The sequence below is a fragment of the Asanoa sp. NPDC049573 genome (genome assembly GCF_040676615.1).
GTDB lineage: Bacteria > Actinomycetota > Actinomycetes > Mycobacteriales > Micromonosporaceae > Asanoa.
The window spans coordinates 45,626-60,991 of record NZ_JBFAPI010000014.1 but is presented as its reverse complement, the minus strand read 5'-3'; the positions used below and the strand labels follow the sequence as shown (position 1 = coordinate 60,991).

9 protein-coding genes and 1 pseudogene are annotated in these 15,366 nt (G+C 68.1%); 8 read left to right on the top strand and 2 right to left on the bottom strand.

Annotation, left to right across the window (positions count from 1 at the left end; genetic code table 11):
• Positions 1-12: 12 nt before the first annotated feature.
• The 4 genes from AB0J74_RS27355 (at position 13) to AB0J74_RS27340 (ending at position 9,489) form a co-directional block, all read left to right on the top strand.
• Positions 13-2,163, top strand: a complete 2,151-nt coding sequence (locus AB0J74_RS27355; protein WP_363452823.1) for an alpha-galactosidase — start codon at positions 13-15, stop codon at positions 2,161-2,163.
• Positions 2,160-4,211 (top strand): alpha-galactosidase, encoded by a 2,052-nt coding sequence (locus tag AB0J74_RS27350; RefSeq protein WP_363452821.1) that lies wholly within the window; start codon positions 2,160-2,162, stop codon positions 4,209-4,211. Before AB0J74_RS27355 ends, AB0J74_RS27350 begins: the two co-directional genes overlap by 4 nt.
• Before the next feature lie 272 nt (positions 4,212-4,483).
• Positions 4,484-5,065 carry a DUF3883 domain-containing protein gene (locus tag AB0J74_RS27345; protein ID WP_363452819.1) on the top strand — a complete coding sequence of 194 codons (582 nt, stop codon included), beginning with the start codon at positions 4,484-4,486 and terminating at the stop codon, positions 5,063-5,065.
• Positions 5,066-6,120: 1,055 nt separating this feature from the next.
• Positions 6,121-9,489, top strand: a complete 3,369-nt coding sequence (locus AB0J74_RS27340) for a BTAD domain-containing putative transcriptional regulator (RefSeq protein ID WP_363452817.1) — start codon at positions 6,121-6,123, stop codon at positions 9,487-9,489.
• A 181-nt stretch (positions 9,490-9,670) separates the two neighbouring features.
• Here AB0J74_RS27340 and AB0J74_RS27335 read toward each other — a convergent pair whose 3' ends face one another.
• A complete protein-coding gene (locus tag AB0J74_RS27335; RefSeq protein ID WP_363452815.1) occupies positions 9,671-10,060 on the bottom strand; it encodes a hypothetical protein in 390 nt (129 codons plus the stop codon).
• Positions 10,061-10,265: 205 nt separating this feature from the next.
• Between AB0J74_RS27335 and AB0J74_RS27330 the strand changes: the two genes are divergently transcribed.
• Positions 10,266-10,595, top strand: coding sequence for a hypothetical protein (locus AB0J74_RS27330; protein WP_363452813.1), 330 nt, complete (start codon positions 10,266-10,268; stop codon positions 10,593-10,595).
• A gap of 299 nt (positions 10,596-10,894) precedes the next feature.
• Here the strand turns inward: AB0J74_RS27330 and AB0J74_RS27325 are convergent, their stop codons facing one another.
• The gene (locus AB0J74_RS27325) at positions 10,895-12,292 is read right to left on the bottom strand and encodes an alkaline phosphatase family protein (RefSeq protein WP_363452811.1); all 1,398 of its coding nucleotides are present in this window, start codon (positions 12,290-12,292) and stop codon (positions 10,895-10,897) included.
• Between the two features lie 580 nt (positions 12,293-12,872).
• On the opposite strand from AB0J74_RS27325, the gene AB0J74_RS27320 reads away from it, so the two are divergent.
• The 3 genes and pseudogenes from AB0J74_RS27320 to AB0J74_RS27310 all read left to right on the top strand — a co-directional run.
• Complete coding sequence (locus tag AB0J74_RS27320; RefSeq protein WP_363452809.1) at positions 12,873-13,034, top strand: hypothetical protein; 162 nt, start codon at positions 12,873-12,875, stop codon at positions 13,032-13,034.
• A 40-nt stretch (positions 13,035-13,074) separates the two neighbouring features.
• Entirely contained in the window at positions 13,075-13,446 is a 372-nt protein-coding gene (locus AB0J74_RS27315) for a metalloregulator ArsR/SmtB family transcription factor (RefSeq protein ID WP_363452807.1), read from the top strand.
• A gap of 296 nt (positions 13,447-13,742) precedes the next feature.
• A pseudogene (locus AB0J74_RS27310) lies at positions 13,743-15,347 on the top strand (cation-translocating P-type ATPase); the annotation flags it as partial.
• Positions 15,348-15,366 lie beyond the last annotated feature (19 nt).

Genomic DNA, 15,366 nt, shown 5'->3' with positions numbered 1-15,366 from the left:
TAAGGACGTCTCATGGACATCGACCCGCCCCGCAAGGGGATGACCCGTCGCTCGCTCATCGGAAGCGGCCTCGCCGCCAGCGCATTGTTCGCGACCGCCGGCGTCGCGTTCCGGCCGACGCCGGCCATGGCGGTGTCGCCGTTGTCGTTCGACTTCGAGAATGATCCGCCGTTCTCGTTCAAGTTCGATGGAACCTCGTCGCGGTCGTTGCTGCCCGGGTGGTCTTCGTCGTCGAACACCGTCGCGCTGGACGCGGTCCGGACGCGGCAGACGGTGACCTGGACCGGAACCTCGGGCCTGGTAGTGCGGTGTGAGTCGGTGACCTACGCCGACTTCCCGGTCGTCGAGTGGACCGTGCATTTCGAGAACACGGGCTCGGTGAACACGCCGACGCTCTCGGAGGTGCTGGCCATCGACACGTTGCTGCACGGTGCGGCGCTGCCGTCGTGGACGATCCACACCAACAACGGGAGCACGGCGGCGGCAACCGATTTCGCACCGACGGACCTGACGTTGAGCTCGACGCCGGGCGAATACAAGTTGTTCTCGACGGGTGGTGGTCGGCCGACCTCGGGGAGCCTGTCCCCGGACGAAAAGGCGCCGGGCGGTGCGTGGCCCTACTACAACTTCGACTGGGGCGGTCAGGGCGCGATCGTCGCGTTGGGCTGGCCCGGGCAGTGGGGTCTGCAGACCGGGTTGGACACCCTGGGTCGAGCCCCGGTGATCGGTGGGATGACGAACTACGACGGCCCGTTCGGCAGTACGCCGACGTTGTACGACCTGGACCTGACGCAGATGTATCTGGAGCCGGGTGAGTCGATCCGCACGCCATTGATCGTGACGTTGGCGTGGGAGGGCGGCGACTGGATCGACGCGCAGAACGTATGGCGGAAATGGTTCCTGCGGCACAACATACCCCGCCCCGGCGGGGCCAACCCGGCGCCGATCCTCGCCGCGGCCGCCGCCGAGTCGTCGATCACCGCGGTGCAGGCCGACGCCAGCGACTACATCGGTGTGATGGCCGCCTACCAGGCCCAGAACCTCACACCCGACAACGGCGGTCCCCTCGGCTGGCTGTGGATCGACACCGGCTGGTTCCCGATCCCGGGCTCGGTCAGCCCGACCGACCCCGAGGCCTGGACCTACACGGGCACGTGGGAGCCCGACCCCGCCCGGTTCCCCAACGGCATGGTCGAGGTCACCGACGAGGTCCGCTCCTACGGCGCGAAGACCATCGTGTGGCACGAGCCCGAACGCTGCCGGCCCGGCACCTGGCTCTACGACAACCACCCCGAATGGCTCCTCGCCGGTGGCACCGACCACCGCTACCTCAACTGGGGCAACCCCGACGCCTACGACTGGGCGGTCGACACGTTCACCGGGCTCATCGCCGACGGCGGCATCGAGCTGTTCCGGATCGACTTCAACTTCACCGGCCCGCTGCCCAACTGGAACGCGACCGACGTCTCCGGCCGCCGCGGCGCGACACAGGCGCACTGGGTCGAGGGCTGGCTGGCCTTCCTCGACCAGCTCCGCACGACTTTCCCCACGATGCTGATCGACAACTGCGCGTCCGGCGGGCGGCGGCTCGATCTGGAGAGCCTGCGCCGCTCGATCCCGTTGACCCGCAGCGACCTCTTCCGCGACAGCCTGGGCAACCAGTGCCACACCTTCGGCCTGTCGTCCTGGATCCCGTGCCAGGGCGGCACCGCCGACGCCTACAGCACCTACGGCATCCGCTCGGCGATGGGCTGGCACCTCGAAGCCCACCTGAACGACCTGTTGACGTCGGCTCCGACCAGCCAGCAATGGATGACCTACGCCGACGGACTCGCCGAATGGAACCTGGTGAAGTCGTGCTACTTCGGCGACTTCTATCCGTTGACGTCCTACTCCACGAGCACGGCGGACTGGATCGCCTACCAGTTCGACCGTCCGGACAGCGGCGCCGGCATCGTCCAGGCCTTCGCCCGCCCGTCGACGCCGGCAACCTCGTTGACCGTCCAGCTGCGCGGGGTCGTCCCCGGGGCGACGTACGACATCTGGGACGTCGACAACCCGACCGCGGTCAGCTCGCTCAGCGGAGCGCAACTCGCGGCCGGCGTCAACATGGCACCGGTACCTCGGCCCTACGCCGTCACCCTCGCCTACCAGAAACAGTGAGCTTCTCGTTCACCTACGACGGCGTCGACTCGGCGACGCTGTTGGCCACTTGGCCGCGCACCGAGACGACCCTCGACCTGGGTGACGGCCGCACCCAGGTCACGGTCGAGTGGCGCGACCCCGCCTCCGGTCTCGCCGTCGCCCTCGTCACCACCCGGTACGCCGACTTCCCGACGACCACCTGGACGGTCCACTTCACGAACACGGGCGCCCACCCGACGCCGACGCTCGGCGACGTGTTGGCGATCGACCTGACCCTGCCCTCGCCCGGCCACCCGTCCACCGACTGCGTCATCCACACGGCCCACGGCAACGATGTGCGCGACACCGACTTCGCGCCGTTGGACGTGGCACTGGAACCGGGCAGCTTCCGGACCTTCACCAACCTCGGCGGCATGTCGACCCAGGGCTCCGTGAACCCGGATCCGACGGCGGCGAACGTCGGCGGCGGCTGGCCCTACTACAACATCGACAGCGGCGGGCGCGGCGTCATCGTCGCGCTCGGCTGGCCCGGCCAATGGGCAATGCAGATCGACAGACCGGAACCCGGCACCCTGCGGCTGCGCGGCGGCATGTCCCAACGGGAAGACCTGGGACCGGCCGACGAGATCGACGCCGCCTCGCTGACCGAGATGTGGCTCCCACCAGGCGAATCGATCCAGACACCGCTGATCGCGCTGCAGCAGTGGTCCGCCGCCACCTGGATCGACGCGCAGAACACGTGGCGCCGATGGGTGATCACCCACCTGGTGCCACGGCGGGGCGGGGAACTTCCCGCCCCGGTCTGCGCCACCCAGGCCAACGACTACTTCGAGGGCCAGATCGACACCGCCGACGACGAGGTGGCCTGGCTCGACGCCTACAGCGCACATCACGCCACCGTCGGCACCGGCGGCGTCCACGACCATTGGTGGATCGACGCCGGCTGGTATCAGACGCCGCCGAACTGGCGCGACCTCATCCAGGCGCCCTGGCCGCAATGGGAGATGGTCGGCACCTGGGCAGCGGATCCGGTTCGCTTCCCGGCGGGCCTGAAACCGATCGTCGACCGGGCCCGACAGCTCGGCATGTCAACGGTGCTGTGGTTCGAGCCGGAACGGGTCATGGCTGGGACCTGGTTGCACGAAAACCACCCCGACTGGCTGCTCGCGCCGCCACCCGGCTTTAGCTCGTTCTGGGGACCGGACGGCGCGTTCCATCTCGACTTCGGCAACCCCGACGCGCTCCGGTGGGCCATCGACCACTTCGGCGCGTTGCTGGGCGAGCATGAGATCGACATCTACCGCGAGGACAGCAACTACCCGTTCCTGCCTTACTGGGTGCACCACGATCCACCGGGTCGCCGCGGCATCACCCAGATCAGATATGTCGTGGGCCACCTCGCCTACTGGGACGCGCTGCGCGAACGGCACCCGAACATCTTGATCGACAACAGCGCCGGCAGCGGCCACCGGCTGGACCTCGAACTCGTCCGACGATCCGTCAGCCTCATCCATGACGACAAGCTCTTCGACGCGACCGCGAACCAGTGTCATACGTACGGCATCCGCCATTGGATTCCGTGGACCGGATCCGCGACCCGGGTGGCCGGCGGCCCGGACGACGTCTACAACGCGCGCAGCAACATGGGTATGGCCTTCCACGCCGCACTCGACGTGACCGCCGCCGGCGCGGCTGAGTGGAGCATCCTGAAAGGACTCGCAGCCGAGTGGCGCGAGCTCACCGCACACTTCTTCGGCGACTACTACCCGCTGACCCCGCACAGCACCGCGTCGGACGCCTGGATGGCGTGGCAGTTCCACCGGCCCGACCTCGGAGCGGGCCACATCCAGTGCTTCGCACGCCCGGACGTGCCGACCGCGACCGCACTGACGGTCCGGCTTCAAGGGTTGGACGCGGAAGCGACCTACCGCGTATGGGACATCGACGACAAGGACACGTCGCGAACATTCCGCGGAACCGAACTCATGACCACCGGTATCGAGGTTGCCCCCGTGCCTCGGCCCTACGCCGCGACCCTCCACTACCTGAACGCCACGAACGGTTGACGTTAGACAAGACCTGGTATCTCTGACCGGACGAGGTGCTCCGTCTCCGGGTCGGGGCGCCAGTTCGCGGGCTTGGCGCAGGTAGGTCTCGTCGCGTTCATGGTCGCCTCGGCTGAGGGCCAGTTGGGCGACTGTCACGGCGGCGAGCGCCGCAAGCGGGTTGTGGCCTGCCGTGCGTAGCAGCGGCAGCGCGGAGTGCAGCACGTCCTCGGCGCGATCGAACTGACTGGAGACGAGCGCCACGACTGGCTTGGCCCACAAACCGTGGCAATATGCTTGGCGATGCCTCCGGCGCGGTTGTCGTCCCAGTGGTCGTCGCTGAAGACGGGGTTGCGCTGGCGCGCGACCGGCCTGCCCTTCGGCCACAAGCCAGCGGCTGGGTTCTACCATCGGCCGCAGCAGTGAAGCTCGAAGCTATCTGGGCCAAGCACCTGAACCTCGCCACGCCCCCACCGGCACGCAGCACGCCCCGACAGGGCTGGCAAATGGACCCAGCGCGCCGCAAGAAAGTCGAGGACGCAGCACAGGAAATGCTCATGCAGCACTTCACCAACGACGGCTGGACGGTGCAGGACGTCCGCCTCGGGAACCCCTACGACGCCATCGCCACCAGGGACGGACAGACACTCTGGCTGGAGGCCAAAGGCACCGAGACCAACGGCGCCTCCATCATCGCCACCCGCAACGAAGTCGCATGGGCGCGAGCGCACCTCGGCAGCCGCATTCTCGGCATCCTCTCCGATGTCACCTTCCGCCCGAACGGCGAGGTCGACGCGACCACCGGGACCTTCCAGATGTTTACCTGGAACCGATGGCGGTGCGCTGGCACCGCGCGCCTACGACTTCACGCCTGATGCGGGTGACCGGATCCCTTAAGCGCACCATACGATGGTCGATCGAGAAGCGGACCGGCATTTGGGGGCTCTCGCGTAGTCGGCCAGGAACCCGTCGGGCCACGCTTCTGCGTGTCCACCGTGACCGGTCAGCCGAGCGAGTCGCGTCCGGAGCGCATCAGGGCGTCGCTTCCATGGCAGAGACCGGGACAAGCCAACGTCGAAGAACTCCTCGACGATCTCCCCGCCCGCGGGCGTGATGAGGCTTCGAGCGCGGGAAAGCTGCCAGCCCTTCGCGTTGCTGGGTCCTGCTGGTCCTCGGTCGACACGCGTCCGTAGAAGGCGATCCTCATGCCTGTCGATTCTTCCGGGCGCAGTCGATTTCACACCCGGCCCGCCACCCACCGACGGCCCGCGCCACAGAGCGTCGGCGGCTGCATCCGACAGAGGGACGTCTACGGACGTCGTGACTTGGCCATCCTCGATGACCAGCGTTTCGTCTTGCGCGATGTGCGCATTTCGGCGACGCTCGTTGGTTCGTCGTTATTGATCGTTTGTGCCTCCTCTCAGTCGCGGTGGGAGCCGCGCGGACGTCCGTCCGTGGTCCGTCCGCGCGTTGACGTGCGCAGACGCGCACGCGGGAACGGACGTCCGCGCGGAGATTCCTATCCGGCGGCGCCTCGCCAACGCCCGCGGGACACTTGCTGGGCGTGGCTGTCGGCGGCGAGCGCTTGTAGCAGGGTCGTAGATCCATGTGCGTCCCATTCCAGTGAGTTGCATCAGGCGCTGGACGGTGAGCTGCCCGACGACCGTCCCTACGAAGAAGGGCAGCCCGTAACCGCCCTCGCCGCTTGACAAACAGCATTGAGAATCAGGCGGAGCCGACAAAGTCGTTGGCCCGGGTTCAAGCGCCGCCTGATCGCTCCCTCGGCGGAGGCTGCCGCTGCGGACAGGACGGTGGTCTTCGGCCATGACAGCGCATCGGCAGCCGGGCGCGTGGGCGATACTGTCCGCGACCGACACCAAATGTGCCTTGCGCCAGGGCTGGACCTGGCTGACCGGAGGACGGTGACGAGGTGCCCGAGCGGGCGGCAGTGGGAACGAGATTTTCCCTGCTCGGTCAGATCGAGGTACGCCTCAACGATCAGTTGATCGAGGTGGGTCATTCACGACGACGGACAGTACTTGTGGCACTCCTGGTCGACGCGAACCGACCGGTCTCCACCGACCGTCTCATCGACCGGGTGTGGGGGGAACATCCTCCGCAGCGGGCGCTCGGCACCCTCTATGGGTACGTGTCCCGTCTGCGGAAGGCTCTGAGGGCCGCGACCGATGTCGACATCCGGCACGACACTGACGGTTACGTCCTCGCCGTCGACGATGAATCAATCGACATGCGGCGCTTCGAGCACCTGCTGGCCGCGGTGGCCGCAATGCGCGACGACGAGCGGGCGCTCGCCTTGTGCGGACAGGCACTCGCGCTGTGGCGGGGAGAAGCACTCCCCGGCCTCGACGCACCGTGGGCGACCACCATCCGGGAGAACCTGCATCGGCAGCGTCGGACGGTCGAACTGCAACGTCACGATCTTGCATTACGTTTCGGCCGGCACAACGAGATACTGCCCGAACTCGCTGCCGCGACGACGGCACATCCTCTCGATGAACGCCTCGCCGGGCAGTACCTGCTCGCACTGCACCGCGGCGGCCGGCAGGCGGAGGCGTTGCAGCACTATCACCAGTTTCGGCAGCGACTCGCGCGAGAGTTCGGTGTCGATCCGGGCGCGGCGCTCCAAGAGCGGTTCCAGCGCATTCTGATCGCCGATCCCAGCCTGGAGCCCGTCCTGTCACCACTAGACGAGGTACACCACGGGGGGCAACCTCAAGATCAGGTCGCCGAGCAGGTTGCGGCGAATCCACCACACGTCGCCGTGTCACGTTCATCGACGCACGAGCATCCCTCATCAGTCGTCTCGGCCTCACTGTCCTCGGCCAGCCCTCCGAGCCCGCAAATCGGCTGGTGCACGCTGCCCCGAGACTCGGCAACCTTCCTTGGCCGACAGCGGGAGATCGGACTTGTGGCAGAGGCAGGCTCAGCGGCGGGGAGCGCGGTCGCCGTCTACGCGATCGACGGCATGCCTGGTGTGGGCAAGACAGCTCTGGCGGTCCGAATCGGTCACCAGATGGCCGGTCGATTTCCCGACGGGCAATTGTTCGTCGACCTGCATGCGCACACCGCCGGCCAGGAACCGGTCACCCCGATGGAGGCGTTGGCCGCGTTGCTGGCCGCGGATGGTGTAGCCACGCAAAACCTGCCGCCCGGACTGGACGAACGGGCGGCCCTCTGGAGGGCCCGGATGGCCGGGCGGAGGACGCTGCTCGTCCTGGACAATGCCTTGGAGACCGATCAGGTCCGCCACCTGTTGCCCGGCAGCGCGGGGAGCCTGGTGCTGGTCACCAGCCGGCGCCGACTGGCCGACCTCGACGCGACGCCGATCCAGTTGGACACGCTGCCGGCTGCTGACGCGGCGGAGATGTTCAGCCGGCTCGCCCCGCGTGGCCGGAACGAACCCGACGCCGTGGCGCGGCTGGTCGACCTGTGTGGGCACCTGCCACTGGCAATCTCTCTGCTGGCTTCCGTGTTCATCAAGCATTCGTCCTGGCGCGTCGATCAGCTGATCGATGAGACCCGGACCAGGATGATCTCCGTACGGGCTGAGATGCGAACCGTCGCTGCCGCGTTCGACCTCTCCTATCAACACCTACCTGCGCGTCTGCGACGGTTCTTTCGCCGGTTGGGCGCGTATCCGGGCATCGACATCGCCCCAAACACCGCCGCGGCGCTCGACGACACCACCGTCGACCAGGCCACCGAACAGCTCGACGCGCTCTGCCACGACCACCTACTGACCGAATCGTCGTACCGACGGTTCCAGATGCACGACATGATCCGCGAGTACGCGCATACGCTCGCTGACGGCGATGCCGACAGGGAGGCAGCGCTTGACCGCGTCTACGGCTATCTGGCCCGGGTCGCGACCCGGGCCGACCGGCGAGTCAGCCGGTATCCTCGGCCGACTGTTCGTTTGACCGGCTCGACCGGTTGTGCCCCGCTGTCCTCGGACCCGGCACTGGCCACTACGCGCGAGGCCCTGGCATGGCTACGGACCGAACGAGCCAGTCTCCTCACGCTGCTACGTCATGCGACCCGGCACGCACAGTCCGAACGAGTTATCCCGCTGGCCATCGGGCTGGCCTCCGTGTTGCGCATCGACGGGCCGTGGCGGACGGCCCAATTCGTCAGTTCGGCGGCCGTCGTGGCAGCCCGCCGGTTGGATGAGCCACAGGCGTTAGCCAATGCCCTCCTGGACCGGGGAGTTGCCGAACAGCTCCTCGACGACTATCCCGCCTCAACGAAATCCCTGAAAGAGGCGCTGACCCACTACCGCCGCATCGGCGACCAGCTCGGCGAGACCAACGCCTGCCTCCATCTCGGCGAGGTGGCGGATCTCACCGCCGATCATTCTCTGGCCCTGGAATTGCTGGAGCAGGCCTGTTCCCGCTACCGGAATCTCGGCGACGGCCTGGGGGTTGCGGCGGCTCTGAGCACCCTAGGCGGCCTGCGCAACACGCTGGGCGACTACGCGCGCGCAGCGGACGCGCTCAAGCGGGCCTTGCGTGGCTACCGAGAACTGGGGAATCAGCTCGGCGAAACGGCCGCACTCGTCAACCTCGGCCCGGTACTGGAGCAGGCCGGCGACCTGCCCGGTGCCGCCGCAGCCCTGCACCGAGCCCTCGCCATCACCCAACGAACCGGCAGCAGGCTGGGCGAAGCGGCGGTACTCCACAACCTCGGTCCCATCCTGCAGCGACAGGGCGACCTGGCCGGCGCCGCCGCGGCGCTCTCCCGCTGTGTGCAGATGCATCGCGAGATCGGGGACGACCATGGACAAGGGAACGCCCTGAACTATCTGGCCAGCGTGCAATGCGACATGGGTAACCTCGCCGCCGCCCGAGAGCTGCTGGACACGTCGCTGCCGATGCTGCGCCGAATCGGCGACAGGATCGGCGAGGCGGAGGCGCTGAACCAGCTCGGCACGCTGCACCGGCTGACCGGCCACCCGCAGACCGGCGCCGAGTTCCACCAGCAGGCCCTCCTGATCGTGGGCCGCACACACAGCCGCTGGTACGAGGCACACAGTCTGGCCGGGCTGGGCCGCTGCGCCCTCGCTGCCGGCGACAGCGCCACGGCGGCCGACCTGCTGGGCCGAGCCTTGGCGACCTTCCAGTCGATCGGTGCGGGCGAAGCCGACGCAATCAGCACCGAACTGGCGGCGATGCGCGGACCGACGGGCCCACTACCGCTACCGCAAAACTGCCAATCGGCGGAACTGGACGGGCTGCAGCCCAGTGAACCGGGAAGATCCACCTCGGGCACCTCGCGGTGATCACCTGCACCCAGACATCCTCCGACAGGGGCCGACCGCAGTGATCTCACCGGTACGTGGGCGGCTGACGCGACAAGTCGGGCATGACTGGGTCAGCCCACGATCAAGGCACCCCTCAGGGTATTTGACGGGCAGGACGCCTTGATCGTGGGAGATGACGCCAAGGTGGTGGGGGGTCAGGTCAGCCGGAGAACGTAAACGCGCCCTGAACCCAATTGTTGGGCGTGCCGTTCGTGCCGTTCTGCCGCCAGCCTGTGATTGTAAGCCGCTCGCCGGACTTTGGGGCCGGGCTGAAGTAGCCGTAGCCGCACGTGGTGTTGGCCCCGTTGGCGTCCTCGGCCCAGGCCGATGCACCGAAGGATCCGGAGACCTGGACCCGGACCCGCTGACCGTCCGCCTTGTCATCGCAGATTTGCACGGAGGGGTAGCTTCCCCTGCCGTCAACGTAGATGGACATGTACTCGCTACCAAACGAGCCAGTCGGGCTGGCGGCTTGCGCCGGTGTCCCGACGGTGACCAGGGCCGCCGCCATTGCCAGCGTGGCCGAGACCGTCGCGATGAGTCTGCGCATGGTGCTTCCTTCCGTGAAAGATCGCCGGGCGCTGACCGTGCGCTCCGGCCCATCGCGATGACTGTCCGCCTCAACACTTGTACGGACCTTGCGAGTTACTTGAACCCGCAACGTGGACCGAGTGAGCTACCGCCTGGTGCGGGCGCGGGCTTGGTGGATGCGCCGCCAGCGGGACCAGGCCAGGTAGAGGGCGGTCGGTCGGGTCATGGTGGTGATCAGCTTCGCGACGGGACAAAACCAAGGTTCGGTGGGCCGCCGGCGTTCGGTCGCCGGCGATTGCGGCCAGGATCGCTGCATCGCAGCGGAGCTGTCGCTCGCCTGGCGGCCAACGGCCAGCGGGCGTCGCAAGCGCAATGCAGCATCAACTTGCTCGCTCCGGCTCAAGGTGACGCCGACTCGCCAGGAGTGCCCGCGTGGCACGGTCCGCGCCGGCCATGGCGCGTTGGACATCCCCGGCGGATCCCTCGAGCTGGTCATGCGCACGGCCCGCAAACCATCTGACGGCAAAGCGAACGACCTCGGCGTCGACAAATGAGACCGCGAGTCCTCGACCACACCAGCCAACGCCCACGGCGAATGTCCGCAGCACGCGCCCGGTCATCCACAGGCCGATGTCGACAGGACCGATCGGCGACCTTCGCTACCGCGGCTTCACCATCAAGACGGCTCCGTTGTCGGACACAGCCGTGACCTCCTCTCCCGCCGCCGCCCAGCGAAGTCGTTCTCACTCAGCTACCCGGCCGTGCGAGTCGATCACGGCATCGGTCATCTCGAACGCGGAAGGCTCGGCCGGGAATGCTTTCCGGCCGAGCCTTCGACAACCCTCGGTAGGTGTCAGCCGACGTGCGGCCGGTGGCCCTTCTCCTGCCTGGGCATCCGCTGCTTCGCCGGTGGCCCGTCCACCTTCGGCAGGTTCTTGATCGCGTACTGGGTGAAGTTGTACTCGCCCACGGTGTCCGGCATCGTCGGGGCCTCGGCCCGCTTGTTGAACCGGAATGCCGCGGTCAGGTCACCACAGGTTTTCCGGCGCCATGCGCTGATGTTGGTTTCCTTGACGCCGGTGATGTGCTCGAGGAACTGCAACTGAGAGGTGTGGTCGGAGACTTCGGAGCACACGTAACCGCCCGCGGTCCACGGCGACACGATGATGCACGGCACGCGGTAACCGAGACCGTTGGGCCATCCCCGGCCCTGCTCACCGACGGTGGAGGTCTTGAAGACGAACTCGTCCGGCGTGCCGGCCGGTGGGGTCGGCGGCACGACGTGGTCGAAGAGGCCGTCGTTCTCGTCGTAGGACAGGATGAAGACGGTCTTGGCCCACACCTCGGGGTTCGACGCGATGGCGTCGATCTTGCCCGCGATGAACTGCGCGCCGGCCGCGGCTGAGCCCGGGGTGGAGGGGTGCTCGTCGTAACCGGACGGCGGCAGGATCCAGCTGACCGTCGGCAGCGAGTCGTTCAGGCAGTCGTACTCGAACTGCCCTAGGGGCTGGGTCGCCACGCCGTTCTCGTAGAAGCCGTCGCCGGGCTGGGCCTGGGCGAAGTCGGTGAACTTGCTGATTGCGGACGATCCCGTGAGGGCGCCGGGCTGGCGGTAGACCTTCCAGCTCACGCCGGCTTCTTGGAGTCGCTTCGGGTAGGTCTTCCAGGAGAACTGGTTGGCCGGACCACTGGTGGTCAGCGAGGGGCCGCCGGCCAAACCGTCGACATCGATCGTGCCTGACATCCACATGTGCCGGTTCGGGCCCGTCGGGCCGATCACCGAGCAGTGGTAGTGGTCCAGGACGGTGAAGGATTCGGCCAGTGCGTAGTGGAACGGGATGTCCTCACGGGTCAGGTAGCCCATGGTGAACGGAGCGTTCTGGCCGTCGCTCGGGATGTGCGCCGGGATCCAGTTGTCCATCTTGCCGCCGTTCCACGCCTCGTGCTGGCCCACCCAGCCGTGGTCGGTGGAAGGCAGCGCGTGGCCGGCGAGCTTCTTGGTGTCAAGGTGGAACGGCAGCACGTAACCGTCCGGGTGACCATCCCAGGGCTGGTGGAAGACGGAACGGCCGTTGCTCAGGATCAGCGCCCGCGGGTCGTCGAAGCCGTCGACGCCCGACATCGTGCCGAAGTAGTGGTCGAAGCTGCGGTTCTCCTGCATCAACATCACGACGTGCTTGATGTCGCTGAGACGACCGGAGGTCTTCGGCGGCGAGGCAAGCGCCTTCTGCACGTTCGGCGGCAGCGCCAACGACGCAGCACCGAGGGCGGCGGCAGCCCCGCTCCCGAGAAGTCGTCGACGGGTGAGTGGGGATGGGCTCTGGTTGTTTTCTGGCATGGGGGTGGAGTCCTCTGCTCTCGCGCCTGGCTTCGGGCTCGTTGATCATCTTGGAGCAACATGAACGAGGCCCTAACCAGCGCCTACGGGCCCAGAAATACGGCGAACTCTCGGACATCAGCGCAGGGTTCCGTGGAGCGCTAGTGCGGCAGGTCGTTGAGGCGCTCTCACTTGCACGGTGTTCGTCGTCAGGCCCGATCAGCGCCATCGCCAGGTGCCGCTGCAGGTTGCGGCCCGGTAGTCCCCAAAGCCAAATAGGCTTCGGCTATCGTGAGACAGCCGTGACGCCGTCAGTCCACATCGGGCAGACTGCACCGGATCCGCTCGATCATCATGCTCGCCTGCCCGCACGAAGGCAGCGACTACCTGCGCTCGCTACGGGCCGCGGCCGGGTACGGACGCCACCCCCAAGCCGGAGCGCTGCGGCGGTTCGACACCAGCGTCGCCGCGCGGCGCTGGTCATGATGCCGGTCGCGCTCTACGCCCTCGTCGCGTGGACGATGTCGCGGACCTTCGGGCGGCGTCCGCCGCCAGCCTGGCGGGCGCCACGCTGGGCCAGGCTCGCCTACATCGGGCGGCCCTGATCTATGCGGTGGTGCTGCGGAACCTGCCTTGGGAGCCCTTCAGCTGGTTGCACGTGGCCGAGGTCGGCTGACCGCATAACAACAGTTCAGCAGTTTCTGTATAGTCAGTACATGCTGACCAGTGCGCCGCGCCTCGACGTGATGGCCCGTCTCGGCCGTGCGATGACCGACCCGACCCGCTCGCGGATTCTGCTGACCCTGCTGGCCGGGCCGAGCTATCCGGCAGTCTTGGCGCGCGAACTGGAACTGACCCGAAGCAACGTCTCCAACCATCTTGCCTGCCTACGCGGTTGCGGGATCGTGGTGGCGATTCCGGAGGGCCGGCAGACGCGGTACGAGATCTCCGACCCCCACCTGGCCCGGGCGCTGGAGTCCCTGGTCAATGTCGTCCTGGCGGTCGACGACGGCACGCCCTGCATGAACGAGGCGTGCGACCTGCCGTTGTGCTGCGGGCCTGGTGCGGTTGACGGGGGCGACCGGTGAGCCGCGAGTGCTGCGACCCGGACGAGTCAACCACCGAGGTCGACGACTGCTGCGCGCCAGGCGCGACGACAGCACACGACCACGACGAAGCGCGTACGTGGTGGCGTGATCCGGCATTGCTCGTACCCGCGGCGTCCGGTCTCCTACTCCTGGCCGGCTACACCATCTATTGGAACGGCGGTCCGGACCTGGCGGCCACCGTCGTATTCGCGGCCGGCCTCGTAGCCGGCGCGTCCACCTTCGTCCCGGGAGCGATCCGTCGGCTGTTGCGCGGCAAAGTCGGCGTCGGCCTGCTGATGACGATCGCCGCCGTCGGCGCGGTCGCACTCGGCCACGTCGGCGAGGCCGCGGCCCTGGCGTTCCTGTTCTCGATCGCGGAGGCGCTCGAGGACCGCGCGATGGCCCGCGCACGGCACGGGTTGCGGGCGCTACTGTCGTTGATGCCGGAGACCGCCCGGGTCTCCCGCCTGATGGGCGAAATCGTCCTACCCGCCTCCGACGTCCGAGCGCTCGACATCCTGGTCGTCGGGGCCGGCGAACGAGTCGCCACCGACGGGATCGTGGTCCGTGGACGATCCAGTGTGGACACTTCAGCGGTGACCGGGGAATCGATCCCGGTGGAGGTAGGTCCCGGCGACGCGGTACTCGCGGGATCGGTCAACGGGTCCGGCAGCCTGCAGATCGAGGCGACAGCCGACGGGCGCGACAACTCGCTGACGACCATCGTCCGGCTGGTCGAGGAGGCCCACGCGCAGAAGGGCGAGCGGGCGCGTCTCGCGGACCGGATCGCGCGCCCGCTCGTCCCGGCGGTGCTCGTGGCAGCGGCCCTGGTGGCCGCCGTCGGTTCGCTGCTCGGCGATCCGGGCCTATGGATCGAGCGCGCCCTCGTCGTCCTCGTCGCTGCTTCGCCATGCGCCCTCGCCATCGCGGTGCCGGTCACCGTCATCTCGGCGATCGGCGCGGCCAGCCGGCTCGGCGTTGTGATCAAGTCCGGGGTCGCGTTCGAACAGCTCGGCACGATTCGCCGGGTCGCCCTCGACAAGACCGGCACGCTCACCCGCAACCGCCCCGAGGTGGTAGAGGTCGAGACAGCGCCTGGCCGCGACCGGGACGTGGTGCTCGCCGTCGCGGCCGGGCTGGAGTCGACCAGCACCCATCCCCTCGCGGCGGCCATCACCGCCGCGGTCACCGGCCGCGCGGTCGTCGAGGACATCGAGGAGCACGCGGGCCGCGGCGTCAGTGGCACCTCCGACGGTCGGGTGGTGGGCGCCGGCAGCACACAGTGGATCACGCCTGGACCGTTGGCAACCGCAGCCGACGACATGGCGCGACAGGGGATGAGCGTCATCCTCGTCGAGATCGACGCAACGGTCGCGGGCGCGATCGGCATCCGTGACGAGCTCCGACCGGAAGCCGCCGAAGCCGTCCGGGAACTGCGGGACCTGGGCGTGGAGGTCGCCATGCTCACCGGTGACAACGCCCGCACCGCGCAGGCGTTGGCCGACCGGGTCGGCATCACCGACGTACAGGCGGCTCAACTGCCCCAGGACAAGGCCCAATGGGTCAAGGCGTCGGCGGCTTCGGCACCGACCGCCATGATCGGCGACGGCATCAACGACGCACCCGCGCTGGCCGCCGCCACCGTCGGGATCGCCATGGGCGCAACGGGTTCGGCCGCCGCCGTCGAGTCGGCCTCGGTCGCGTTCACCGGCCACGACCTGCGGCTCATCCCGCGCGCCCTCGCGCACGCCCGCCGCAGCCGGCGGATCATGACCGGCAACATCGGCCTGGCGCTGGCCATCATCGTCGTGCTGTTCCCACTCGCCCTGTTCGGCGTGCTCGGCCTGGCCGGCGTCGTCCTCGTGCACGAGGCCGCGGAGGTCGTGGTGATCCTCAACGGCATCCGCGCGGCCCGCCACC